We start from the raw sequence: 24,887 nt of genomic DNA on the forward strand, positions 1-24,887 counted from the left end.
TTACGCTGAGCTTTGAGCCACTCGGAGGCTTCGTTGCTCTCGTCGACCGTTGGAAGGGTGTCGTGACCGGTTCTCATAGCCCCGACGCCCACGGGCTGAACTCGCTGTTTTCGGTGTCGTCACCGGCACCGCGGCGCGCCGAGGCGACCGAACACGCTGACGAGATCGCCGAGATCGTCGACATCACGCCGCACCTCGCCGCCGCTCCCCCGATGGCGGGCCCGCCGCCGCTTCCACCGCAGTTTGCAGGCTTCTCTCCGTCGACGTCTCAGCCGCCGACGACCCAGCCGCCGACGGGGTTGCCGCCGACGCCCCAGCCGCCGACGACCGGGCCGGTCGTCCTGGCCGAACCGCCATTCCCCGACGCTCCGCTGTTGACCGAACCGTGCGCGGCGCTCGAGTTCGCTCCCCCGCCCGCTGGGTTGCCGGCGGTGCCCGTAACGCTCGAAGGCCTCCCGTTGAGCCTCGACGTGTTCGCAGTCGCAACCCGGGCGGTGGTCGTACTGATCGGCACCGACACCCCGGCGCGCCAGATCGCCAAGACCGCGATCGGACTGTCGATCGAATCCGAACAGACCGCGGCGATCGACGTCGTCGTGCCGCGGGCGATCGATCTCGTGTTGCAGCGAGCGAAGGAACTCATCGCCGCGGGCCTGGCGGCACAGGTCGTCGACCGTTGCGAGGAACGAGCCGAACTGTGGCGCCGCCTGTCGATGCGATCCGGCCTCGAGCCAGCGGCGATCGTGCTGAGCCTCGCCCCGTTCCCCCTGCCGACGATCGCGTCGATGCTGCGGGTGTCGCTGGTCGACCTTCAAACGGTCGTCGCCTCATGGCAGCGTGGCGACGACCCGATCGACGGCACCCCGGTCACCGAGTTGGCGCCAGCGATCATCACGTCGGTCGTGCGCCCGAGCGTCGCTCCGCTCGAGCTGCCCGCCGGCCAAACGGCGAATCCGGCGGGCGATCCCGTCGGGTCGGGCGTCGCCGACACGAACCTCGCCGAGGAGTCCGCGCTCAGCGCAGACCACGGTGCGCTCGATGAATTCCTGGCACTGCCCGACGGGCGCGGCTCGAGGATTCGCCGACTGTTGCGCCGGGCGTGACGCCGACAGCGTCGGTAGTGGCGCCGTCGACCCCCGCAGACCGATGATCGGATGATGATCGATCTACCAGCACCGGAACACTCCTTTGCGAGCGACAACGCTGCCGGCGCATCCCCGGAGGTCCTCGAGGCGCTCGCCGCAGCGAACATCGGCTCGGCGTTGGCCTACGGCGACGACCGCTGGACCCGCGCCGCGATCGACGACGTCCGGCGAACACTCGACGCTCCAGCGGAGGTGCTGTTCACCTGGGGCGGCACGGGAGCCAACGTCGTCGGCCTCGGCACACTGCTGCAACCCTGGCAAGCCGTCATCTGTGCCGACAGCGCTCACATCGTCGTCGACGAGTGCGGCGCGCCGGTCCGTTTCACCAACTCACAACTGATCGCGCTGGCGACGCCCGACGGAAAGCTTCGCCCCGACGACCTGGTGGCCCCATCACATTGGCTGGGCAGCGAACATCACCCGCAGCCTCGTGTCGTGTCGATCACGCAATCGACCGAACTGGGCACGCTGTACACGGTCGACGAGATCGCAGCCCTGTGCGATGCGGCTCATGCGCTCGACATGGTGGTCCACCTCGATGGCGCACGCATCGCAAACGCCGCCGCCGCGCTCAACACCGATCTGAGGGCCATGATCCGCGATACCGGGGTCGACGCGTTCACCTTCGGCTTCACCAAGAACGGCGCCGTCTTCGGCGAGGCCGTGTGCTTTGTCGACCCGTCGCTGGCCGCGTCGGCCGCGTTCGTTCGAAAGCAAGCGGGACAACTCGTGTCGAAGAGCCGCTTCGTTGCGGCACAGATCAGCGCGCTCCTCGCCGATGACCTGTGGCTGCGCAACGCCCGCCACGCCAACGACCGCGCCCAGGATCTGGCGCAACGTGTGAGCGCCATCGACGGGGTCGAGGTGTGCGGCACCGCCGAAGTGAACGCGGTATTCGTCCGGCTCCCCCGCCCGGTTCTTGAGGTCTTGCGCGAGTGGTCGTTCTTCTGGGAGTGGGACGCCGGCAGCGACCTGGTTCGGTGGATGACGAGTTTCGCGACGACCGCCGAGGACATCGACCGGTTCGTCGACGGGATTCGAGTCGCACTAAGACTGCCGTCATGATTCGCCATGTCGTCGTGTTGACCCTCACCGAAACCACCCCTCGGGATCACGCCGAGCGCATCGTCGCCGAACTGCGCGGCCTGCCGGGGTCGATTCCCGAGTTGGTCGATTACCGCGTCGGAGTCGACCTGGGGCTTGCGGAGGGGAACGCGACGATCGCCGTGACCGCCGACTTCGCCGACGCCGACGGGTGGGCGACCTATCGCGATCACCCCGACCATGTTCGCATCATCACCGAGCTCATCGCTCCCGTGTTGGCCCAGCGCTGCGCCGCCCAGTTCGAGCTCGACGGCTGATCCCGGCACACCCCCACATATTCCTTCTTGTTCCGGCTTGGGTCCCGCATGGGTTCCGCATGGGTCACGGGTTCGCCGGAATTGTGACGACTTCCTCAGTTTGTTCGTGACAGCCGTCACAAACTCTGCTAGAGTCTCGCCCACGGCCGAGGCGATGCCTGCGGCGTACAACCGGAAAGGTCGTGTGAGCGGTTCGGGGGGTCTGCTCACACGACCTTTCGTCCGTTTTGCGGCAAGCCGCCCCGTTCTCCGATAACCAGTGGTCGTGATCACGACCACTGGTTATCGGAGAACGGCGTGGTGGGGGCACCCCCGGAGCGGGCGTGGCACAATGCAGGCGTGCCGATCACGAAATGTGCCTCCACCGATGCCTTCGTCGCCATCGACCTGCCCGATGCCCCGGTAGCGGTCGGCGTCGTGCGCTGCGCCAAGAAGATCCTTCAGGATGGTGCGACCAACCTCGCTCGCACCCGCACCTACACCTACGCAGCGTTCGGCGAAAAGGTGTCCGGAGCGTCTGCTGGCATCAACGCCGAGGGCGACGCACGCGACGAAGCCGTCGGCGCCTTCGTGACCGAACTGGCCGACCAGGTCGCTGCGGGTTCACTTCGACTCGCTGCGGCCAAAGGCGTTTCCGCAGAGGATCTCGCCCCGTGGGCCTCGACCGCAGCCCCTTCGCCAGAAGCGGCCGAGCGGGCGCTGGTAGCGAGCACGCTCGCCGCGCTCGGCGCGGTGCGCGACCTCGCCGGCTCAACCGTGGCGGTTGAGCTCGGCGCACCATCGGCTGAGGCCATCGCCGCCGCAGCCAATGCGGCGGGAGCGACCGCCACTCTGGTGAGCACCGACGAACTCCTCGCCGGCGACGCCGACACGTCGTGGGACGCCGTCGTCATCGGCGCAAAGCAAGGCGGCGTCACCCACGAAAACGTCGCTCGGCTCGGCACCGCCACGGTCATCTCCGCGGCCCCGCTGTCCATCACCGCCCGAGGCCTCGCCAACGCCCGCAAGCAAGGCGCCACCGTGCTGGCCGACTTCGTCACCGCTGCGGGGCCGGTGCTCGCCGAACTCGGCCATGACGATGCGACCATCGCCGACAAGGTCGCAACCGTCGTCGCCGCAACCAAGGACCACCAGGAGGGTGCCTTCCTCGGCGCCTGCTATCACGCCGAGGACTTCTTGCGCACGTGGACAGCCGAGCTGCCGTTCGGCCGCCCCATGGCCTGATGAGCCGAACACGCCCGACGCTCCGAACTCGCCCGACTCGCCGGGCCACTTCACGTCGGCCCGTGCTAGGTTGACCGCACAACTGACACGCTGACGATGTCGAGCGGGAGAGCCCCGGAACCACCGGGCACCGAAGGAGCAACGCCCCGCAAACTCTCAGGTCCCAGGACCGCTCGACGTAGGCAACTCTGGAAAGCAACTCGCCGCTTCTCGGTGGGTTCACCCAAGGTGAAAGTGGACGCCGTGCGCCCGCGAAACTCTCAGGTTCGATGACAGAGGGGAATCCACCGGGAGTCCACGATGACCCGTTCCCCATCCACCGCCGATCACCGCGGCACGTCCGACCAGGCACGCTCCGGTCGATTCAGCGAACGTCACCTCGGAGTCGACGACAACGGGCTTCAAGCACTCGCGCAACAGGTCGGCTACGACAGTGCCGACGCACTCATCGATGCTGTCGTGCCGGATTCGATTCGCTCGACCACCCCCTTGGGCCTCCCCGCGGCGCTCACCGAGGTCGACGCCATCGCCAGACTGCGCAGCTACGCCGACATGAACCGCGTGGTGACCTCGATGATCGGCATGGGGTACTACGCCACGGTCACCCCGCCCGTCATCCAGCGCAACATCTTGGAAAACCCCGCCTGGTACACGGCCTACACCCCGTATCAACCAGAGATCAGCCAGGGACGACTCGAAGCCCTCGTCAATTTCCAGACCCTGGTTTGTGACCTCACGGGACTGCAGATCGCGAACGCCTCGATGCTCGACGAGGGCACCGCTGCCGCCGAGGCGATGACGATGGCCCGGCGTGCCTCGCGCTCTGCGGCCGACGTCTTCTTCGTCGACGCCGATGCTCACACCCAGACGATCGCCGTGCTGCAGACCCGCGCCGAACCGCTCGGCCTCAAGGTGATCGTCGGCAATCCCGCCACCGACCTCGACCCGACCGCGGTCTTCGGTGCGCTGCTCGCCTACCCGGGCTCGAGCGGGGAGATCACCGACCACCGCTCCACGATCGCCGCCCTCCATGAAGCGGGCGCGCTGGCCGTGGTGGTGAGCGACCTCCTCGCCCTGTGTCTGATCGAGTCGCCCGGGTCGGTCGGTGCCGACATCGCCGTCGGGTCGGCGCAACGCTTCGGCGTACCGATGGGCTACGGCGGCCCGCATGCCGGATTCCTGGCCACGACCGACGCTTTGAAGCGCTCCATGCCCGGTCGTCTCGTCGGCTATTCGGTCGACTCCGCCGGACGTCCGGCACTGCGGCTCGCCCTTCAGACCCGAGAACAACACATCCGCCGCGAAAAGGCGACGTCCAACATCTGCACCGCCCAGGTGCTGCTCGCGGTGATGGCCTCGATGTACGCGGTGTATCACGGGCCCGACGGCCTGCGCCGAATCGCCTCCACGGTCCACGGCCACACGAGCGATCTGGCCACGAGGCTGCGCAGCGCCCGGGTCGAGGTCGTCAATACCTCGTGGTTCGACACGTTGACGATTCGCGTGCCCGGCCACGCTGATGCCGTGGTCGCCGCTGCCCTGGATGCAGGCATCAACATCCGCTTTGTCGACGCCGACCACGTCGGCATCAGTTGCGACGAGACCACGACCGCCCAGATCGTGTCGAGCCTCACCTCGGCCATCGTGGCCGCAGTCGATACCGCGGCCACGGTCGATGCCGCTGCCGTTGCCACGGACGCTGCCACGGCCGCCGGCGAACTCGCCTCCGCAGGGACGGCCGAATCGGTCCTCACTCCATTCGACCGCACCACGCCGTTCTGCACCCATCCGGTGTTCAACCGCTACCACTCCGAGACCGAGATGCTTCGCTATCTGCGCAGGCTCTCCGACTACGACATCGCGCTCGACCGGGCGATGATTCCCCTCGGTAGCTGCACGATGAAGCTCAACGCGACCACCGAGATGCTGCCGGTCACCTGGCCCGAATTCGCACACCTCCACCCCTTCGCCCCCGCCGATCAGGCGCTCGGCTATGCGCGGCTCTTCGCCGATCTTGAGGCGTGGCTCGCCGAGATCACCGGATACGACGCCGTTTCCTTGCAGCCCAACGCCGGAAGCCAGGGCGAATATGCGGGGCTGCTCGCCATCCGCTCCTACCACCTCCACAACGGCGAAGCGGGCCGCACGGTCTGCCTCATCCCCGCGTCGGCACACGGAACCAACGCCGCCAGTGCGGTGATGGCCGGCATGAAGGTTGTCGTCGTCGCCTGCGACAGTGCTGGCAACGTCGACGTCGACGACCTTCGCACCAAGATCGACGCCCACCGCGACCAACTCGCCGCGCTGATGATCACCTACCCGTCGACCCACGGCGTCTTCGAAGAAACCGTCGTGGAGATCTGCGACATGGTGCACGCTGCCGGGGCTCAGGTGTACCTCGACGGTGCGAACATGAACGCACTCGTCGGCCTCGCCCGACCCGGCAAGTTCGGAGCGGACGTCAGCCACCTGAACCTGCACAAGACCTTCTGTATCCCTCACGGCGGCGGCGGACCGGGGGTCGGACCGATCGCCGTGGGTGCACATCTCGCGGAATTCCTGCCCAACTCCGAGGTCGTCACATCGGCCGGGCCCACCACCGGCGTCGGTTCCATCTCGGCAGCACCATGGGGGTCGGCGTCGATTCTGCCGATCTCGTGGAGTTACATCGCCATGATGGGCGACGAGGGGCTCCGTTCGGCCACCGTCGGCGCCATCGTCGCCGCGAACTATCTCGCCACCCGGCTCGGCGAGCACTACCCGGTGCTGTATTCGGGCCGCAACGGTCTGGTCGGCCACGAGTGCATCATCGACATCCGCCCGATCGAGAAGGCGTGCGGGGTCACGGGCGAAGACATCGCCAAGCGGCTCATCGACTACGGGTTCCACGCCCCCACCATGAGCTTTCCGGTGCCGGGAACCCTCATGATCGAACCCACCGAATCGGAGTCTCGCCACGAGCTCGACCGTTTCGTCGACGCCATGATCGCCATCAAGTCCGAAATCGACCGCGTCGCCTCGGGCGAATGGCCGCTCGAAGCGTCGCCGCTACGCAACGCCCCCCATCCGGCCGAGGATCTGCTCGCTCCGCACTGGGACCGGCCTTATGCCCGCGAGTACGGCGCGTATCCCGTCGAGTCGCTGCGGACCTCGAAGTACTGGCCCCCGGTGAGCCGCATCGACAACGCCCACGGCGACCGACACCTCGTGTGCTCCTGTGCCCCGATCGAGTCCTACGCCGACGAATGAGCCCCGGCCTGAGCTCGTCATCATCCGGTGGCTTGCACCCGGGCCCGGAACCCGGCAGATTGCACTGATGGGCTTGCGCAAGATCGCCGCCGTCGTCGCGGTTTCGCTCGTCGCCGCGGCGGGGTGTACCTCCTCCAAGGAAGCGACATCGGATGACGCCGAGACATCGGTACCCCTGTGGATCCTCGACGGCGTTCAGCTCGCCCGAGACACCAAGGCGACCTGGGACACCGACTCGACCAAGACCGTCGACACGACACCCGCGCAGCCGGTGGGGGCCAAGCCGAAGTCCACTGCCGATCGAGGCGCCGTCGTCGGCGCATTGACCGCGTCGGGGCTGAGCGACGGCGAAGCCAACTGCATGTACGACAACCTGGCTGCGAACGCCTCTGCATCGGGCGCCGCCATGAGTGCACTCAAGGCGATCGAGGCCAGCGCCAAGAGTGCCGACGGCGCACCGACCCGGGAGGGGGCCGCGGCCATCACCTCCTTGGCCGCGCTCGATAGCGAAACGATGAACCGCGTCCTGTTGTCGGTCGTGCCGTGTTTGTCGCCCGACAGCTTGGCAACACTCGTCGCCGGTGCACAGGGCGGCTCGAACCCCGCGGCGTCGTCGCTGCTGAGCAGTTTCGGGCTGGGTGGCACCGGCGCCGATCTCGCGAGCCTGGCCTCGATCGATACCGCGGGCCTCCAGCAGGCGCTGGCCGGCCTCGACCTCAACTCGATCGCCGCCTCGGTCGCCGGTCCCCTCGGCCTCGATCAGGTCGATGCACTCCTTCAGGTTCTCAACGCGTCACTGTCGTCGACCGGCCCCCTCGCCGGGATTCTCAACGATCCGCTGGCGTTGTTGAACCTCGAACAACTCGACCTTCGATCCATCCCCGAGGATCAGGCGCTGTTGGTCATGTTGGCGATCGCACGCGGGCTCACCCCCGATCAACAGGCGCAGCTTCTGCAGATCAGCCAGGCCCGCCTCAGCACCCTGCCGATCAAGATCGATCCGTCCAACATGTCGAGCGACCAGGTTCGGGGCATGCTCTGGCTGGTGGCCCCGCTACTCGCCGAGACACTCAACGCTGCTCTTCCGGACCTTCCCCCCGGTGCGAATCTCGCCGACATCAACCTGTTGAGTTTCGTCGACCGTGGCGGCCTCGGCGAGCAACTCAAGTCGAACGGGGTCGATCCCGGATTCGGGCTCTGCGTGTTCGACTCGCTGGCGGAAATGTCGGGGCCGGAGTTCAACCGATTGACCGCCGGAACCGGCGGCGCGTCGCTGCTGGGAACGATCGGTCTGCGCTCGATCGCCTGCCTGTTTCGCTGAGCCCGCGCTGCCTGAGCCCGCGCTGCCTGTTCTCCGATAACCAGTGGTCGTGATCACGACCACTGGTTATCGGAGAACAGGCGAGAACGGGCGAGAACGGGCGGGAGCGGGTGAGATCAGCTGGCGGTGCCCGAACGGGCGATGGTCGACGAGTCGGTGCCGAGATAGCCGCTGATCACCCGTTCGTTGCTGAGGACCATCTCGGGGGTTCCGCGGGCGATCACCGCACCGAGTTCGAGCGCCACCATCTCGTCACAGATCGAGGTGAGCAGCGGCATGTCGTGTTCGATCACGACCAACGCCGCGCCGGTCGCGTCCCGTACCCGCATCAGCAACGGGCCGAGGGCCTCGGCATCGCGCTGGGCAACACCCGCTGACGGTTCGTCGAGCAACAAGACCACCGGGTCGGCAGCGAGCAGGCAGGCCAACTCAACGATGCGTCGCATGCCGGTGGACAACTCGCTGGTCAGCTTGTAGCGGTGCTCGTCGAGGTTCAACAGCACCAGGATCTCATCGACCCGTTCGTCGGTATCGAGACCCGACTCGTAACTGGCGGGCTGATACAACACGTCCGCCGCCATCGACTGGCTCATGACGTTGCGTTCGTACGCCACCGCAACCGTCTCGGCCACCGTGAGCGACGGGAACAGTCGGGCTTCCTGGAACGAACGACCCATGCGGCCGCGGGCCCGCTCGTGTGGAGCCCAGTCGGTCACGTCGTGGCCGCGCAACATCAGCCTGCCGTGATCGATCGCGTGGAATCCGGAAATGCAGTCGAGCAGGGTCGTCTTACCCGCACCGTTCTGGCCGACCAGGCCGACGATGGTGCCAGCGCGAACCGAGAGGTCCACCGAGTCCACCGCGACCACACCACCGAACTTCTTGGTCACCCCGGCAGCCTCCAGCACGATGCGGTCGGGGTCGACCGGCACGGGGTCGACACGATGGGATCTCATGGCGAACGCCGCGGCACCGTTCTGGGTCAGGTCGACGTCGATCTCCCGGGCCGGCTCTCCCGGGACCCCGCTCGCATCACCGGCGCCCGCATCACCGGCGGCGCCCGCCGCGTCGGCGCCGTTGAGAAACACCGCCCGCAAGATATCGGGTCGGTCGAGCAACTCCCGCGTCGGGCCCTCGAAACGAACCGCGCCCTTTTCCATGAAGACCGCACGCTCGGCGAGGGTCAACGCGATGTTCACCGACTGCTCGACGAGGATGATCGTCATGCCCTGGGCGTGCAGCGCCCGCACGACCTCCAACAGGCTCGCAACCACGCCGGGGGCAAGGCCGAGCGACAACTCGTCGATCATCAGGACCTTGGGGCGCAACATCAGCGTCTGGGCCAGGGCGAGTTGTTGTTGTTCGCCACCGGACAGATCTCCGGCAAGACGGCCCTCGAGTCGTTGCAACACCGGGAAGACCGCCAGCATCCTCGCAGTGTCCTGTTCGATGCGGTCCGCATCGTCGCGGAAGGTCCAACTCGCCAGTCGGAAATGTTCGCGAACCGTCAGCGTGGGAAAGATCGACTTGCCGCCGGGCATCAGGGCGATTCCGTCTCGAACGATGCGATCGGCGCGGCGACCCGACAGATCCACCGGTCCGTCCGCAGTGTTCAACACGATCGACCCCGACGACTTCGTCAGGCCACAGATCGCCTTGAGCAGCGTCGACTTTCCGGCGCCGTTCGTTCCGAGCAACGCCACCATCTCGCCCTGTTGGACCTCGAGATCCACCCCGAAGAGCACCTGCAACGACCCGTAGCTGACGTCGATCCCGTGGGCCGCGACCGCCGGTGGTGCACCCTGGCCCACGTCTCCCCCGGCACCACCAGAACCCGTCCCACCAGAACCGGCACCGCCCGCACCGCCAGAACCGCTACCGGCACTGTCGGCGCCCGTCGGAGCATCGAAGTCGACCACCGGCGCCAAGCCGGCCCGGCGGACCAACGGCGCGAGCGCCAGGTCGCGAAGCCGTCCGAACCCACTCGCCAGCCCGCCCGGAAGCAGGTACAACACCGCGAGGAGTCCGACGCCGTTCAACATCAGCTTGCCGCTCTCGGGCAACTCGCCGGCGAGGGTGTGCATCCCGACCGCTCCGAAGATCGCTCCCCCGATCGAGCCGAGCCCGCCGATCGTGGTCGCCGAGAACACCTCGATGCTCATGATCGGCTGATACGACGAGCGTCCGGCCCCCCACATCAACACCAGGTGCAGACCGCCGGCGAGGCCCGCGATGGCCCCGGCGAGCAGGAATCCCTGCAACGACATCCGCCGAGCGTTCACCGACATCGCCTCGGCGGCCTTCCGGTTGTCGCGCGATGCCAACAGCAGGCGCCCGCTGCGGGCGCGGCGCGCACCGCGTGCGAACATGACCGCGAGCAACAAGCCGCTCAGGCACAGGAAATACATCACCCGTTCGTCTTCGAGCTTGAATCGGTCCCACAGGATCGGACGGTTCACCTGCTGGGGAACGATCTCGGGGAAGATCTCCGGGTTGAGGAAGTACGAGTCGAGCGCCGCAGCGAACGACAACGTCACCACCGCCAGGAACGGCCCCTTGATTCGCAGGGCGGGCACCCCGAGGATCAAGGCCGTCAACATGCCGCCCACGGTCGCTGCGATGAGCGACAGGAACAGGTCGGTGTTCCATCGCGACATGAAATTGCCGGCGACCATCGCCCCGACGCCGACGATGGCGAATTGTCCCAATGAGATCTGACCGTTCCACCCGGTGAGCACCACCAGGCTCACCGCCACCATCGCCCAGATCATCGACGCTGAAGTCGCGTTGAGCGTGCTAACGCTGAACACGAACGGAAACGCGACCAGCGCCGCGCTCAACAGCGCAATCGACGCCCACCGCAGGACCCGCACGACGGGCAACGACCCCACCTCGGGGCGCAGCGGACGGAGTCCGGCGCTGTCCTGCCAGGTTCCGTCGAGGTCATGGGCGCGTGAGGTTCCGCTTCGCTGCCACATCAGCGCCGCCAGAATGATCACCAGGTTCACCACGGCGGTGGTCTCATCCGCCCAGTTCAATCGGATGACCCCGTCGAGGGCACCGAGCCCCATCGCGGCGACCACGGCGGTCGGCATCGATTCCATCCTGGCGATCAGGGCGGCGGTCAGTGCCGGCAACAACACGGTGGGACCCAACGCCGCACTGGTCACCGCGCCGGAGATCGGAGCCTGCAGCAGGTACGTCAACGTGGCCAGCCCACCGGCGATCGCCCACACGAGGGTGTGCAGGGAGGCCACCGGGATGCCGAGCAGCAACGCCCGATCGTTGTTCTCGGCCGCCGCCCGGATCGCGATCCCCGCGCTGGTACGCCCCAGCACCCACGCCAGCCCCAACGCCACGATCGGCACCACCGCCACGATGATCAGGTAGTCGCCGCCGAATCGGATCGAGCTCAACGTGAAGAGTTCCCCGGAGAACGGCGTCGGAAACGCACCCATCACGATCGACGTCTCGTTGTACATCCACTTCGGCAACAGCAGCTCGATGCCGCCGAGCAACTGGGCGATGCCCAATGAGGCGACGGTGAGCACTAGACGGGTCGCGTTGGAGAAGCGACGAACGATCAGCCGCTCGACCGCCGCACCCAGGGCGACCCCGCCGACAAGGCCGACGAACAACGCCAGCAGATAGGGCCACCCCGACTTCAAGAAGAGGTTGATCGCCGTCAGCCCGACGGTGCCGCCCATGGTCATCTGTGCGAAGTTCACGAACCGGTTCGCACGCCACACCAAGATGAGCCCGAGCGAGGTCAGCGCCGTAGCGGAACCCAACACGATCCCCTGCAACACGTTGCCCGGCAGCGCCCCTCTCGGAGCGAACAGCGCGAAGGCCCCCCACACCAGCGCGAACAGCGCGGCGATCGACGCCCACCGAAGAGCCGGATGCGTGCCGGTCAGGTCGGCGACCCGCTGAATCGGAGAACGTGCGGGATTGGTGGCCCCTGTGGCGTCTGCGACCTCGGCCACCTCAGCCTCCGATCCCGGGAATCAAACCTCCACTTGGGCCGTACTCACCGATCCGGTACCGACGATTCGGCTCGGTCTCGACATACGCGCCGGCCTTTCCGGTCTGGATCGATTTCTGGTTGGGGTTCCAGTAGATCTCGCGGCTGTCCTCGCTGGTGGTGTAGTCGCCAGGTCCGAACTTCCAGGTACCGAGCTGCCCCTTGGATTCGGGATACTCGAACATGCCGCGCTGAAACTCCGCAGGGTTCAGCTTCGGCCCGGCCATCTGCACGCCGATCGCCACGAGTTGCAGCTGGGCGTACATCAAGTCGACCCCGATCGATGGCTCATCCTTGCGGACGGCCTTGTAGGCCGAGTAGCCGACTCCGCGGCCCTGCGCCACGGTTGCGCCCGAATAGCTGATACCGATGGATCGGCTCCATTGGTTCTTGTCGAATAGGCGCCCGACGATGTCCTGGTCGGTCAGCGCCACACCGGTGTTGAGCCATTCTGGGGTGTAGTTCTGTTCGCTGGCCTTGGGCGTCAACACTCCGAGGAGCAACGGGTCACAGAAGCACGCGACCGAGGTCACGCCCGCTTGTTGCAGTCGGGAGATGATCGTGGCCGACTGGGTCGTCATCGTGTTGAGATCGGGGGTGTAGGGCACGACGTCGGCCGGCTCCACACCGCCCTTGCGGAGTTGGTTGAGCCCGTCCTGCAGACAGTCCTGGTACCACGACGAGTTCGGCACGACGATTCCGAGCTTGCGCGGTTGGCTGCTGAGCGTGCCGCCGGCATTCTGTGCTGGCTTTCCGGCCATGCGGCTGAGGTAGTAGCTCGTCACGTTCTCGGCGATCGCGCTGCAGTCGATGAACTGGCTCCACACGTACGGGGCGCGTTGGGTCATCCATGCCCGCGACAGATACGGGGCGCCGACGGCGATGACGCGCTGTGAGGCCAACGCGTCGATGTAGGGAGGCGTAATGGCCGACACATCGGCGAACGCCTTGATCTCCTGGGCGACCTTCAACGCGTCGTTGCGTGCGAATTCCTGGCCACCGCCGAGCACCTCTTTGAGGACGTCGCCCCGACCGGTGTAGATCTCCAACTTCAGCTTGCGTCCGTAGAACTGATACGCCTTGTTGAAGTACTCGACGAGACCCTCAAGGGTGCGAACGATGTCGCTTTCGTCCTCGGGCGGAAGTTCGGCCCCGGCCTTCTTGGAGATGGCATCGACGAGGCCCGACGCGAAGGACTGGATTCGCACCGAGATGACGATGTCGGTGCCAGTGACGCCCTGCGAGGTCGCCCCGCCGTTGTCGCCGCCCGTCCACGTGCGACACGGCGGCGAATACGGGTCGGCTTTCACCTGTCGTCCGGTGCAGGCCTGGGCCTGACCCGGCGCTCCCGGGGAACCGGCTTTGGCCGCCGCCCCACCGGTTCTGGCCGTTGCCGAACCCAGGGCTCCTCCGCCCGCCGCCGATGCCGGATCGGTTCCGTCGCCGGCTGCGAGCGGATCAACGACCGTGTCGTCGGCGGCGATCGCGGTCTCGTCGAGGACTTCGCTCGCGGCGCCGTCGGCCTCATCACCTGAGGCGGCCTCGGTCAACGTTGCCGGGTCGACGTTGACCTGCCGCACGAGTTCCTTGTCGACCGACGGCACGAGCAGTGCCATCGCCGTGAACATCGCCGCGAATCCGATGAGCGGGCCGTACCCGCGAAACAAGCGTCCGGCGATACCGCCGGTGGTGGGCTTCGCCATCAGTCCGTAATCTCCCGTTTGTTGCGCCGCATCATGAATCGGTCGGCGCCGGCGAGGGCGATGAGCCCCACCACGCCCAGGCCACCGACGGCAGCAGCAGCGCCGCCGGTCTTGCCTTTGGTGATCTGACTCGTGACCGGCTCGATCGCGGTCGCGGCCATCCGTTGTTGCTTCTTTTGGGCCACCGTCGTCGGAGACGCCTCAACCGCTGCCACCGGTGCCGACTCGAAGGTGTCGACCGGCGCGTAGTCCGAGGAGTCGTCGAAATTGCCGAAGGACCCCGAACTCCCCAGGTCGGGTGTGGCGAAGTCGAGCACCTCGGTCGGTGCCTCCACCGCCAGGTCGAGCGGCGCGGCCGCTTGCGGTTCCTCGAGGGTCAAGCCCAGATCCAGTGCGTCCGGAAACTCGGTCGCCGCGGTCATCGCCGACACGCCGCCGATGCTGAATCCGGTCGAACCCGTGCCACCCAGCACCCCCAGGGTCAGGTCGAGAACCTGCAGCAGACCCTGGTTGTTGCAGTCCTGCTCCAACTGTTCCCGATAGCTCTTTTCCTTGATCGGCTCCAGAAACTCGAACAGCGGCTTCAGGAACCCCTTGCCGATCGGCGGGTTCAGAATCCCCAACTCGAGTGGTGACACCGTGACGGTCCCGTCGGCGACCTCGACGGTCGGGTACTTCACGTACACCCCGAGGAACCCGAGCAGGTTGGCGACCCCACCAGCGACGTTGTTGAAATCGCCGGGAAACGACGATGCCGACCGTTCGATGCCGAACACCGTGGCCTTGGTGAAGGTGAATGACCCCTCGGCGGTCTCGGTGGCGCCGGATCGGGCGATCGCCTCCCAACGAGGGTTGTAGATGGTGATGATGTCGCCGAACACCCGGAGGCGATCGCCCTTGGTGACGGCCCTGGCCTCGCGCACGCCGTTGTTGACGCTGGTCGTGACCTCGGTGCTGCCCCCGTCGAGGGCCAGCAATCCCAGGTCCTGGGTCACGGTCGTGGTGGAGGCGCTCGAGGTGACGGGCGAGGGTGTGGCATCGGCGAACTGGGTGCCCAGCACCCCACCGAACTCGGTGCGCCCCGGAGAGCGGACTTCGAGCGGGGTGAGCTGCGTGGTCGTGCGCCGCGAATCTGCGGTGGTCGGCGCAGGGAGCATCTCTTCGGGGATGATGGCCGGGAGCTCGCCGCACTGCGACGAGGGGCCGAGGAACAGCTCGAGCAATCCGAGGTCGAGAACCGTGCCACCCGATTTGGCGGTCGCGTTCTGGTAGCTGGCGATGGAGTTCCCCAGCCCGAATTCGATCGGCGCTCCGCTGCCGGGACTCAGGCCGACCGTCACCGTCTTTGCCACGGCGGTGGCCTCACCGGGGATGAATTCGGCGCTCTGCGCACCGGCGGTGGCCTGAACCGCGGAAGCGGCGACCACGAGTGCGGCACAGGACGCCACCGCGACCCGATGCCCCCGTCGCCACCGCGGCGCGGACGATCTCGGCGGCGTCGACGGGTGGGTCTGCCTGGCTCGCCCTGTCATATGGATCGCCCCCGAGTCGCTTCGGCCGACACCGTGATCGTTCAGCGTCCATCGAACGCAGACCCAGGCGCCTCGGTGGGGAGCACAGCCGTTCCCCACCGCTCCGACAGTGTGACGAACGACACTGTAGCGAACAACCCCACCTCAGGATGAACTTCCCGAAATCCATCTCTCAGCTTGAGGTGCGGGGCCAGAACGAGGAGCCCGACCGCCAGGATCGACCGCCAGGATCGACCGCCAGGATCGGGCGGCGACGCGAGCAGGCGGCGCCAGGATCAGGCGGCGACGCGATCCTCCGCTGGCACCGATGCCCGACCCCGACGAACGACACGAGCCAGGATCGAGCTGCAGGTCTGCAACATCAAGATGATGTCGATCGTAAGCGTCCAGTTGTCGACGTAGAACAGATCGAGGCGTCGGTACGCCGAGAACGACGGGTTCTCGCGCGCTTCCACCTGCCACAGGCCGGTCACTCCCGGCCGCACGGTGAAGCGGCGCATGAGTTCGTCGTCGAACATCTCGACCTCCCGCGGCAGCGGGGGGCGCGGCCCCACCAGGCTCATCGAGCCGTTCAAGACGTTGAAGAGTTGCGGGATCTCGTCGAAGCTCGTCGCCTCGAGCACCCGGCCAACCTTCGTACGCCGTGGGTCGTTCTCGAGCTTGAACAGCACGCCGTCGCGACCGTTGCCCATCATCTGACGCACCTCGTCGAGACGGGCTTCGGCGTCGGGCACCATCGTGCGCAGCTTGTAGACCTCGAAGGTCTGGCCGTTGAGCCCCACCCGCTCCTGCTTGAACAGCACGGGGCCTCGATCGCCGAGTTTGATGGCCAGCGCCGCAAGCGCAAGAAACGGTGAAATCACGACGAGGGCAACCGCCGACGCGGTGACGTCGATCACCCGCTTGGTGACCCGGCGCCACGGTGCAGAAATCGGCGCCTCAAGGTAGAACAGCGGTTCGTGCGCCATCGGCAGAGGACGCAAGCGGCGCTGGTCGATTCCGAGCAGACCAGACGACAGGTGCACGTGAACGTCGTGGCGCAGCAGTTCGCGCGACACCTGGTTCAGTTCTCCGCCCCGAAGCGCACTCACGGCGATGATCACTCCGTCGGCCCGATGGTGCGCCACTGCGTTGAGCGCCTCGTCGACCGGACCGACAAAGGGAATGGACCAGTCGCGGGCGTCGTACCCCTCGCGATCTCCCACCACAGCGACGACCCGGTAGCCGAGTTCCGGATGGACACTCAACAACTCGCGAAGTGAGGCGGCTTCCTCGTTCGTGCCGACCAGCACGAGTCCGCGCTGGTATCGCCCATGGGCGCGCTCGGTGCGCAGCCACGACGTGTACATGCCTCGGCCGACGGCGAGGAACCCGAACGACAGCACCGCGCCGACCACGATTCGCTCATCCGCGTACTCGAGATTGCCGATCCGTGCGAGTGCACCCGCCCAGATTGCTCCGGCGAGCGCAGAGCGGCCAAGTCCGGACAGTTCCATCGAACGTCTCGAGGCGACACGAGCCTTCTGAAGGCGCATACCGGCCATCGCACCCATCTGCAGCAGCATCGCCGTCGCAGCGACCAACAACACCGCAGAATCGCGCCGATCGACCGCCCCGGGAAACGGCAGCACCAACGACAGGCCCCATCCGAAGATCACCGAGCTGACATCGACAAGCACCAGTCGACGCTTCAGGGTGGACGCTCCCTGCGGGCGACCTTGGGAGTCTCCAAAGGGACCGTCAAGATGGCGTACCGGAAGCGAAAGGACGTCGGCCTGCCCGTTTACGGCCGGACCGCCCGAGGCGTCCGAGGACCTGAACTCTTCCCTTCGCCGCTCACCGACCGTTTCCGGTGGAGCCACTGACTCGCTCGTCATGCCTGCTTTTCCTCAATCACAATCGTCTAGAGAGCGACCCCAGTCGCACGCGCCCTAGCTTCCGGTGAAGGCCCCAGCCTTCGAAGCGATCCGATCCGAAACCGTCCGAATCGCTCATAAATGCAAATATGGCCGACGGTCTCGTAGGGCGTAAACGCTGGCTCCGAGTGGCCGCCTCCGACTGCCAACGTAAACGCGTCTGCTCACTCCATCAAGCACCGTTGCGCGGAAAATTCGATGAACCGCCGGATGGACTACAGCACGTCGATTCTGGTAGGCCGAATGGCTCTCCCCCTGTGCCCGTGGGCTTTCACGGGTTTGGAGAGATCCGCCTACAGCAAATTTCACCGTTGTAGTGTGCCACAATTCATACCGAATGTGGAGAACGCTGCCACTTGGGTATTTACCGCGGTCGGCAACCCGCTATTGATCCGAATTCGCGGGGCCCGATCGAGACGTTGCACGCTCGCGCCGGTCGCGAAGCAGCACTTCCTGAGCAACGGACGCGACGTGCAGCCCCGACTCATCGAAGATCTGCCCGACCGCCAGGCCCCGACCGCGCACGAAGCCGTGGCACCGAAAATCGTGGAGATGCCAGCGATCCGCCCGCATCGGACGGTGAAACCAGATGGTGTGATCGAGGCTCGCCGTGAACAACACCGAGTACAGGACCTCGTCGGGTTCACGCCCAATCGGGTGAGCACGCACCACCGCATCGGTCGGAAGATCGTCCGAAAGATAAGCAAGTGATGCGAAATGCACGAGGAGATCTTGCGGGTGAAGATCCACCGCGTCGACGGTTGAATCACCGATTGGACGGGTCGTTCGCATCCATGCCGTGGCCCGTCCAATTCCTGCGGTGTCATCTCGTTGCATGTCGCGCGGAATGAAGGCGCGTTCGAACTCGTCGCTCCATCCCGTGACCTCAAGCTCCGAAGGAGGCGGAAGGTCCGCCGGCAACACCACATGGTCGAGGTCGACCGAGGCCTCGTCGGCCTGGAACGACGCCTCGAGGTTGAGGATGGCGCCAGTGGCCTGCCGCGCCACCACCCGGCGGGTGGCGAACGATCGTCCGTTGCGAAGCCGCTCCACCTCGTAGCGAACGGGCTCATCCTGGTCGCCTCGACGGATGAAGTACGCGCGCAGCGAATGGACCGCGAGGCCGTCATCCACGCTCGATGCCGCCGACAGCAGCGACTGGGCGACGATCTGACCCCCGTAGAGTCCGCCCCAGGGGTAACGCGGCCCCGTTCCCACGAAGGTCTCGGGACCATGGGACGACAGCGACAAAATCTCAGACAATTTCATGACGAAGCTCCGGGGAGGTTGTTGCCGCCACCGCGCGATGGCGACGCACGTGGTCGCCTCGACGAATCCCGCGCATGCGTTTCCAGTAGGTCACCGTGAACGCCGGCCAGTTGTTGGTCACGATGCCGTGTTCGTTCTTGTACCAACTGTCACAGGAGGCCACCCAAACGGAGTCGCCCGCCCGCCGTTGCACGTCGACGTTGTAGCGATCCATGGCGTCTCGGCGCACGTCGATCCAGGCGAGGTGTTGATCGCGCAACTCCTTGACCATCTCGACGATGTAGCGGCTCTGCTGTTCGATCATGAAGATGATCGAGTTGTGGCCGAGGTTGGTGTTGGGACCGTAGAGCATGAACAGGTTCGGGAACCCTGCAACCGCCACACCGAGGTAGGCAACAGCGCCCTTGGCCCAGGCCTCGTTCAGATCGCGGCCGTCACGGCCGATCACCGTCATCGGGGCGAGGAACTCCGTCGAGCGGAACCCGGTCCCCCAGATGATCGTGTCGACCTCGTGTCGCCGACCATCGACGGTGACCACCGCGTCGGGTTCGATGTGGTCGATGTGGTCGAGTTCGACGTGCACGTTGTCGCGCATCAACGCCGCGTAGTAGTCGCTCGACAGCAGGATCCGCTTGCATCCGATCGGATAGTCGGGAATCACCGCCTCGCTGGGCAGCACCGCGGTGACGGGCTCCAAGGCTCGCGTGATGACGCGTTCGAGCAACCGCGCCGCGCGAGAGGAGCGGCGAAGCAACGCGAAGTTCGCCTCGAGCCGCCAGTAGATCGACCATCGGTGCAGCCGCTGGGTCGCCGGAAACCGGGCGAACATTCGCTGACGCCACCCGGGGTACTCGCCGTCGCGCTTGTCGATCACCCAGTTCGCGCTGCGTTGGAACACCGTCAGCTCCGAGGCCTGTTCGGCCACGTGCGGGATGAACTGCAGCGCGCTCGCCCCGTTACCGACGACCGCGACTCGACGTCCCGACAGATCGACCGAGTGGTCCCAATGCGCCGAGTGGAACATGTCGCCGGCGAACTGCGACAGCCCGTCGATTTCGGGAACATAGGCGCGATTGAGCTGTCCGAGCCCCGACACGACGACGTCGAAGTCCTCGGCGCCAGCGTCGGTGACCACCCGCCACGTCCCGGTGTTCTCGTCGAAGGTCGCCGAGCGGACCTCGGTGTTGAACCGGATCAGCCTCCGGAGCCCGTAGCGGTCGGTGATCTCCTCGAAGTAGGCGAGAATCTCCGGTTGCTGTGCGAATTTCCGGGTCCAGTCGCCCTTCGACGCGAACGAGTACGAGTACAGATGCGAAGGAACATCGCAGGCCGCACCCGGATAGGTGTTCGCCCGCCACGTTCCCCCGACCCCGTCGGACTTCTCGAACATCGTGATGTCGTCGAGGCCGGCTTCGATGAGTTTGATGGCGGTGCAGATGCCCGCAGCACCGGCTCCGAAGATCGCGATCCTGGGTGACGCCTCGACGGTTGGTGCCATGGCCACGTTTTAGACGACCTGGTCTCCTTCGGGAGCCGCGTTCTCAAAATCCTTCGTGACGGCCTCGGGCCCCGGCCGCTTCCAACCCAGATCGGGATCGTGAACGCGCACGATCCGCGCCGGACTGCCAACCGCGACGCTGTAGTCCGGCAGATCACCGGTCACGATGCTTCCGGCGCCGACCACCACATGGCGTCCGATGGTGACCCCCGGCAGCACGACCGTGTTGTGGCCGAGCCACGAACCCGACCCGATGTGGACCGGCAACTCCCCCATGCTCTGCTGGCTGATGGGGACGTCGAGATCTTCATAGCCGTGGTTCATGTCGGTGATGTGCACGTTGTGCCCGGTCCAGACGTCATCGCCGATCTCGATGAGCCGATGTCCGACGATCGACGACCCGCGCCCGATGAGGCAACGGTCGCCGATCACCACGACCCGATCCGACAGGCCCGGGTGGTTCGGCCCCCAGCCGGCCGACAGCACGCCATGGCCGCTGATCATCGTGCCCGAACCGATGTGGATCGCCTGGGGGTTCATGATCGTGTCGTACGGGAAACACACGATGCTGCCCTCGCCGAGCGACCCGAACGCACGGCCGGCCTTCGAGTTCGGACCGATCGCGCCCATGGATTTGTAGGTGTCCCAGGTCCAGCGCACCACCGGCCCAGCGGCGGCATAGATCGCCTTTCGCGCCCGCTGACGCAGCCTGCCCTCGTTGAACTCGTAACTCCAGACCATCGCCGGGCGACGCTAACAGTTCGTTTCCGGGGTCAGCTTGAGGCGTCGGTGCAGCGCGGGCACCGGATCGTCTCGGGTTTGACCCCGACGATCGTGACGGGTGCGCCGCATTGGTCGCATTGTTCCATGAACAACTCGGCGGCCACGCCGCCCTGCTTGGAATCTTCGTTCTTCGGCTGACGTGCCAGTTGACCCATGGGCGCAGCCTACGCCGAGAGCACCGACTTGAACGCGCGTGGCGCCCACCCGAACCAGATGGCGCTGCGACGGCTCAGGTTTCGGGGGCGTCGGCCGACAAATCAACCATGGGAGCACCCTCAGGTCCGAGTCGAGCCGAACCTCCCCGCCACCGACGGGTGTCGTTTCGTTTCGGCGACTCCGTCGACGCGAACTGGCACCGCGCCCTGCCCGAGTTTGCGGCGGCCGCCAACGCCGTGTCGCTGATGATGCCCTACGTCGAACCGTTCGTCATCCGGTCGATGCGCGATCAACTGCCGCACCTCGATCGGCTCGCCGACCCGCTGCTGGCGGCCCAGGCGCGGGCCTACATCGCCCAGGAGGCCCAGCATCAGGCCCAACACCGCCGTTTCAACGAGTCGATCCGTGCCCAGGTGCGCGGGGTCGGCCGGCTCGAACGACTGTTGGACTGGACCTACCGGACGTTGTGGGAACGCAGCAGCGATCGTTTTCGTTTGGCCTTCGCAACCGCTTCGGAGTCGGCGGCCTACGGGGTGGCCAGGTGGGTTGAGCGCCGTCACGCCGAGTTGTTCACCGGGGCCGATCCCAAGGTCGCCGCGCTGTACCTGTGGCACCTCGCCGAGGAGGTCGAACACAAGAGCGTGGCCTTCGACGTGTATGACGCCCGGCACCGCTCCCGTCGACCGCTCGCTGCAGCGATGGTGCTGTCGGTGATCCTGCTGGCGGCTTTCACCGTGGCCGGCACGGTCGTCGGGTTGATTCATCAGCGGCGCTTGTTCAACCCCTTCGCGGTGATGCATCTCGTCGTGTGGGGGTTCGGGTTCGCCTTCAGCGAACTGCCGAACATGTTCGCGTCGGTGCTACCCGGCCATCATCCGAGCGAATTTGTCGACCCGACGTTCTTCGAGCTGTACCTGCTCGACATCGAGTCCCGCGCCGCGGCGTGACCTTGAACGGGCCCGACCCCTTCGGGTGCCCGACCCCTTCTCGTTTTGTAGGTAATCGCGGTGGTTATAGCCACCGCGAGTAACTACAAAACGGCGACGGGGGACGAGCTCAGCGGTCGCCGGCGACGCGCTGCCACAGCGGCCGCGGCGCGTGTCGCAGCGCACCCATGATCACGCCGAGCGTCCGAGGCACCCACACGATCGTGCTCCCACCGCCAAGCGCTCCGATCACCGCCTCGGCCACGTCGCCTGGGCGGCGCGAGAACGGGGCCGGGTCGAGCCCATCGGTCATCTTCGAGCGGACGAAGCCCGGGCGTACGACGATCACCTCGACCCCGGTGCCCACCAGTGCGTCGCCGAGGCCCTGAGCGAAGCTGTCGAGCCCGGCCTTCGAGCTGCCGTACACGTAGTTTGAGCGCCTCGCCCTCGCACCGGCGATCGAGCTCAGCACCACGATGGAGCCGTGACGACGTGCCGCCATGCGGTCGGCCACGGCAGACAACGCAGCCGCCGGGCCCGAGAAGTTCGTGCGTATCATCAGGTCGACCTCGACCGGGCCGACGCCTCGTCCGGCATGGTGGCCGAGCATCCCCACGGCGCACAGGACGAGGTCGAAGGGACCGTGGCGGTCGAAGACATCGTCGATGAACGCCTGATGACGCGCCACCTGGGTAGCGTCCCAACGCCGCGCGACGACGTCGACCCCGGGCGCGACGCTACTCATCGTCGCACTCGCGGCATCGACGTCGCGAGCCGCGAGCACCACCGACAGCCTCCCGTTTCCGGCGATGCGCGCCAGGCGCGTCACCGTCGCCGCGGCGATGTCGCTGCCGCCGCCGAGCACCAGCACCTTCATATCAGCCTCCGTTCCGACGCCCACCGGCTCAGCTCCGAGCGGTTCGACAACTGGAGCTTGCGCAGCACCGCCGACGCGTGCGTCTCGACCGTCTTGACGCTGATCATCAGCTCGCGCGCGATCTCCTTGTACGCATAGCCACGTGCGAGCAGCCGCAAAACCTCGCGCTCGCGATTCGTCAGTTGATCGAGGTCCGGATCAACGGCGTTGTCGGCGCTACGGTGGAACGCGTCGAGCACGAACCCCGCGAGTCGTGGCGAGAAGACGGCGTCGCCCGCCGCGACCCTGTCGACCGCATCGCACAGCTCCTCACTTGAGATCAACTTGGTCACGTAACCCCGGGCGCCGGCACGCACGAGCGTGATCACGTCGTCGGGGGCGTCGGAAACGCTGAGGGCGAGAAACCGGACCGTGTCGAGGTGGGCGCACGCGGTGATCACGGCCTCTGCCGTTCCCGACGGGAGATGGACATCGAGCAACACGACGTCCGGCAGGGTCTCACACACCACGGCGATCGCGGCGTCGATGTCATCGGCGGTGGCCACGAGTTCGACCCGATCGCCCAGTTCGGCGACCACCCCGGCGCGAAACAACGCGTGGTCGTCCACCACCACGACTCGGGGCCTGCTCATTCCTCCACCTCGAGGTGCACCTCAGTCCCTTCACCAACCACCGGCGTGATCGTCGCCCGTCCGCCGACCCGTTCCATTCGCCCGATCATCGAGTCGCTGATTCCACGACGGTCGGGAGCTACCGCGTCGAGATCGAATCCCGCACCGCGGTCATGAATGTAGACGTCGAAACGTCCTTCCGTTCGCTCACAGTACATCGAGATGTCGGCCACTCCGGAGAATTTGGCGGCGTTGACGAGCGCCTCGCGTGACGCCAGGAGCGCGGCATCGATCGCCGGGGTGCTCTCACCTTCGCCCACCATCACCAACTCGACGGCGACGTAGTAGGCGTCCTCGATCTCGGCTGCGATCCGCTCGGCCCGCCCCCGCCACCCGATGTCCTCCAGCGACGCCACGACCTCGCCGCCGCCGTACAGCCAACGCCGCAGCGAGCGCTCCTGTTGGCGGGCAAGCGCAGCCATCGTCGCAGGATCCTCGGAGCGCTTCTGGATGAGCGTGAGCGTCTGCAGCACCGAATCGTGAAGGTGAGCGGCCACCGCGGCGCGCTCCTGGCCGCGTATCCGCTCGTCTCGCTCGGCCCCGAGTCCGCGGACGAGTCGCACCGCTGCCGGACCCATCACGACACCGACGCCGGCGAGCGCAACGGCGAGCGCCAGCCCCGTGTCGCGCAGTTCCGACAGTGACGCACGTTGGCCGAACACGACGGCCAGACCGGCCAGGGTCATCGCCGCACCGCCGAACACCCGCAGAGCGAGCTGCCCGAACCCGACCGAACGCGACGTCTGAGCGCCGACGCCAGCGCCAGTGCGGTCGCCGACGGCAGCGCCAGCACCGGGGCGGTCGCCGACGGCCGGTGCACGCCATCCGACCGCAATTCCCATGGCGACGAATGCGACCGGTACCACCAATTCGGGGCGAACGCCGGGCCACCACCGCCCGAGTTCCCACACCACCCCGGCCGTGAGCACCGCCACCCCGAGGTCGCGTCCCGCGCTCGGCTCGCGTGGCCCGGCCGCCCGCTCGGTGCGCAGGCGAAGCCACACACCGAGCGCCGCATACACCACGACGCCGAACCCGCCGGCGACAGCCAACACCACGATGGCTGCACGAACGACGACGACCGACACCCCCCAGCAGGCCGCGGTCTGTCCACAGATACCCCAGATCACGGCGTCGCTGTAGGCGGGGGTGTCGGCGAGCGGGTTCGGTTCGAACACGGACATGATTGGCCATGATTGCAGCCGACCGCCGACTCCACATCGGGGACGAAC

The 24,887-nt window shown here is 66.6% G+C and carries 18 protein-coding genes and 1 riboswitch; of the genes, 7 read left to right on the plus strand and 11 right to left on the minus strand.

Features of this window, described 5'->3' with window-relative positions:
• The first annotated feature begins 62 nt into the window (after positions 1-62).
• The 6 genes from M9952_08400 (at position 63) to M9952_08425 (ending at position 8,300) form a co-directional block, all read left to right on the plus strand.
• The gene (locus M9952_08400) at positions 63-1,103 is read left to right on the plus strand and encodes a hypothetical protein (GenBank protein ID MCO5312939.1); all 1,041 of its coding nucleotides are present in this window, start codon (positions 63-65) and stop codon (positions 1,101-1,103) included.
• A 54-nt stretch (positions 1,104-1,157) separates the two neighbouring features.
• A complete protein-coding gene (locus M9952_08405; protein MCO5312940.1) occupies positions 1,158-2,210 on the plus strand; it encodes a beta-eliminating lyase-related protein in 1,053 nt (350 codons plus the stop codon).
• Positions 2,207-2,506 (plus strand): Dabb family protein, encoded by a 300-nt coding sequence (locus M9952_08410; protein MCO5312941.1) that lies wholly within the window; start codon positions 2,207-2,209, stop codon positions 2,504-2,506. The genes M9952_08405 and M9952_08410 overlap by 4 nt, the downstream gene beginning before the upstream one ends.
• A 339-nt stretch (positions 2,507-2,845) precedes the next feature.
• On the plus strand, positions 2,846-3,730 hold the full coding sequence (locus M9952_08415; GenBank protein ID MCO5312942.1) for a hypothetical protein: 885 nt from the start codon (positions 2,846-2,848) through the stop codon (positions 3,728-3,730).
• A gap of 94 nt (positions 3,731-3,824) precedes the next feature.
• A riboswitch (glycine riboswitch) is annotated at positions 3,825-3,912 on the plus strand.
• Between the two features lie 118 nt (positions 3,913-4,030).
• Positions 4,031-6,979 carry an aminomethyl-transferring glycine dehydrogenase gene (gene gcvP / locus M9952_08420; GenBank protein ID MCO5312943.1) on the plus strand — a complete coding sequence of 983 codons (2,949 nt, stop codon included), beginning with the start codon at positions 4,031-4,033 and terminating at the stop codon, positions 6,977-6,979.
• A gap of 67 nt (positions 6,980-7,046) precedes the next feature.
• Positions 7,047-8,300: a hypothetical protein gene (locus M9952_08425; GenBank protein ID MCO5312944.1), complete on the plus strand. Its 1,254-nt coding sequence runs from the start codon at positions 7,047-7,049 to the stop codon at positions 8,298-8,300.
• A gap of 116 nt (positions 8,301-8,416) precedes the next feature.
• On the opposite strand, the gene M9952_08430 is transcribed toward M9952_08425, so the two are convergent.
• The 8 genes from M9952_08430 to M9952_08465 form a co-directional block, all read right to left on the minus strand.
• Complete coding sequence (locus M9952_08430) at positions 8,417-12,286, minus strand: ATP-binding cassette domain-containing protein (GenBank protein MCO5312945.1); 3,870 nt, start codon at positions 12,284-12,286, stop codon at positions 8,417-8,419.
• 1 nt (position 12,287) lies between these two features.
• Entirely contained in the window at positions 12,288-14,027 is a 1,740-nt protein-coding gene (locus M9952_08435; GenBank protein MCO5312946.1) for a hypothetical protein, read from the minus strand.
• Positions 14,027-15,475 (minus strand): hypothetical protein, encoded by a 1,449-nt coding sequence (locus M9952_08440; protein MCO5312947.1) that lies wholly within the window; start codon positions 15,473-15,475, stop codon positions 14,027-14,029. Before M9952_08440 ends, M9952_08435 begins: the two co-directional genes overlap by 1 nt.
• A 359-nt stretch (positions 15,476-15,834) precedes the next feature.
• Entirely contained in the window at positions 15,835-17,238 is a 1,404-nt protein-coding gene (locus M9952_08445; GenBank protein MCO5312948.1) for a sugar transferase, read from the minus strand.
• Between the two features lie 621 nt (positions 17,239-17,859).
• Positions 17,860-18,744: a thioesterase family protein gene (locus M9952_08450; protein MCO5312949.1), complete on the minus strand. Its 885-nt coding sequence runs from the start codon at positions 18,742-18,744 to the stop codon at positions 17,860-17,862.
• On the minus strand, positions 18,731-20,242 hold the full coding sequence (locus tag M9952_08455) for an NAD(P)/FAD-dependent oxidoreductase (GenBank protein MCO5312950.1): 1,512 nt from the start codon (positions 20,240-20,242) through the stop codon (positions 18,731-18,733). Before M9952_08455 ends, M9952_08450 begins: the two co-directional genes overlap by 14 nt.
• 9 nt (positions 20,243-20,251) lie before the next feature.
• Entirely contained in the window at positions 20,252-20,983 is a 732-nt protein-coding gene (locus M9952_08460) for an acyltransferase (protein ID MCO5312951.1), read from the minus strand.
• 32 nt (positions 20,984-21,015) lie between these two features.
• Positions 21,016-21,180 carry a hypothetical protein gene (locus M9952_08465; protein ID MCO5312952.1) on the minus strand — a complete coding sequence of 55 codons (165 nt, stop codon included), beginning with the start codon at positions 21,178-21,180 and terminating at the stop codon, positions 21,016-21,018.
• A 108-nt stretch (positions 21,181-21,288) separates the two neighbouring features.
• Between M9952_08465 and M9952_08470 the strand changes: the two genes are divergently transcribed.
• Positions 21,289-22,128: a metal-dependent hydrolase gene (locus tag M9952_08470; GenBank protein ID MCO5312953.1), complete on the plus strand. Its 840-nt coding sequence runs from the start codon at positions 21,289-21,291 to the stop codon at positions 22,126-22,128.
• Between the two features lie 109 nt (positions 22,129-22,237).
• On the opposite strand, the gene M9952_08475 is transcribed toward M9952_08470, so the two are convergent.
• The 3 genes from M9952_08475 to M9952_08485 are packed head-to-tail and all read right to left on the minus strand — an operon-like array spanning position 22,238 to position 24,839.
• Entirely contained in the window at positions 22,238-22,984 is a 747-nt protein-coding gene (locus tag M9952_08475; protein ID MCO5312954.1) for an SDR family NAD(P)-dependent oxidoreductase, read from the minus strand.
• Positions 22,981-23,616, minus strand: a complete 636-nt coding sequence (locus tag M9952_08480) for a response regulator transcription factor (protein ID MCO5312955.1) — start codon at positions 23,614-23,616, stop codon at positions 22,981-22,983. The genes M9952_08475 and M9952_08480 overlap by 4 nt, the downstream gene beginning before the upstream one ends.
• Entirely contained in the window at positions 23,613-24,839 is a 1,227-nt protein-coding gene (locus tag M9952_08485; protein ID MCO5312956.1) for a hypothetical protein, read from the minus strand. The genes M9952_08480 and M9952_08485 overlap by 4 nt, the downstream gene beginning before the upstream one ends.
• Positions 24,840-24,887 lie beyond the last annotated feature (48 nt).

This window comes from Microthrixaceae bacterium (assembly GCA_023957975.1).
In the GTDB taxonomy this organism is placed as follows: Bacteria; Actinomycetota; Acidimicrobiia; order Acidimicrobiales; family Microtrichaceae; genus JAMLGM01.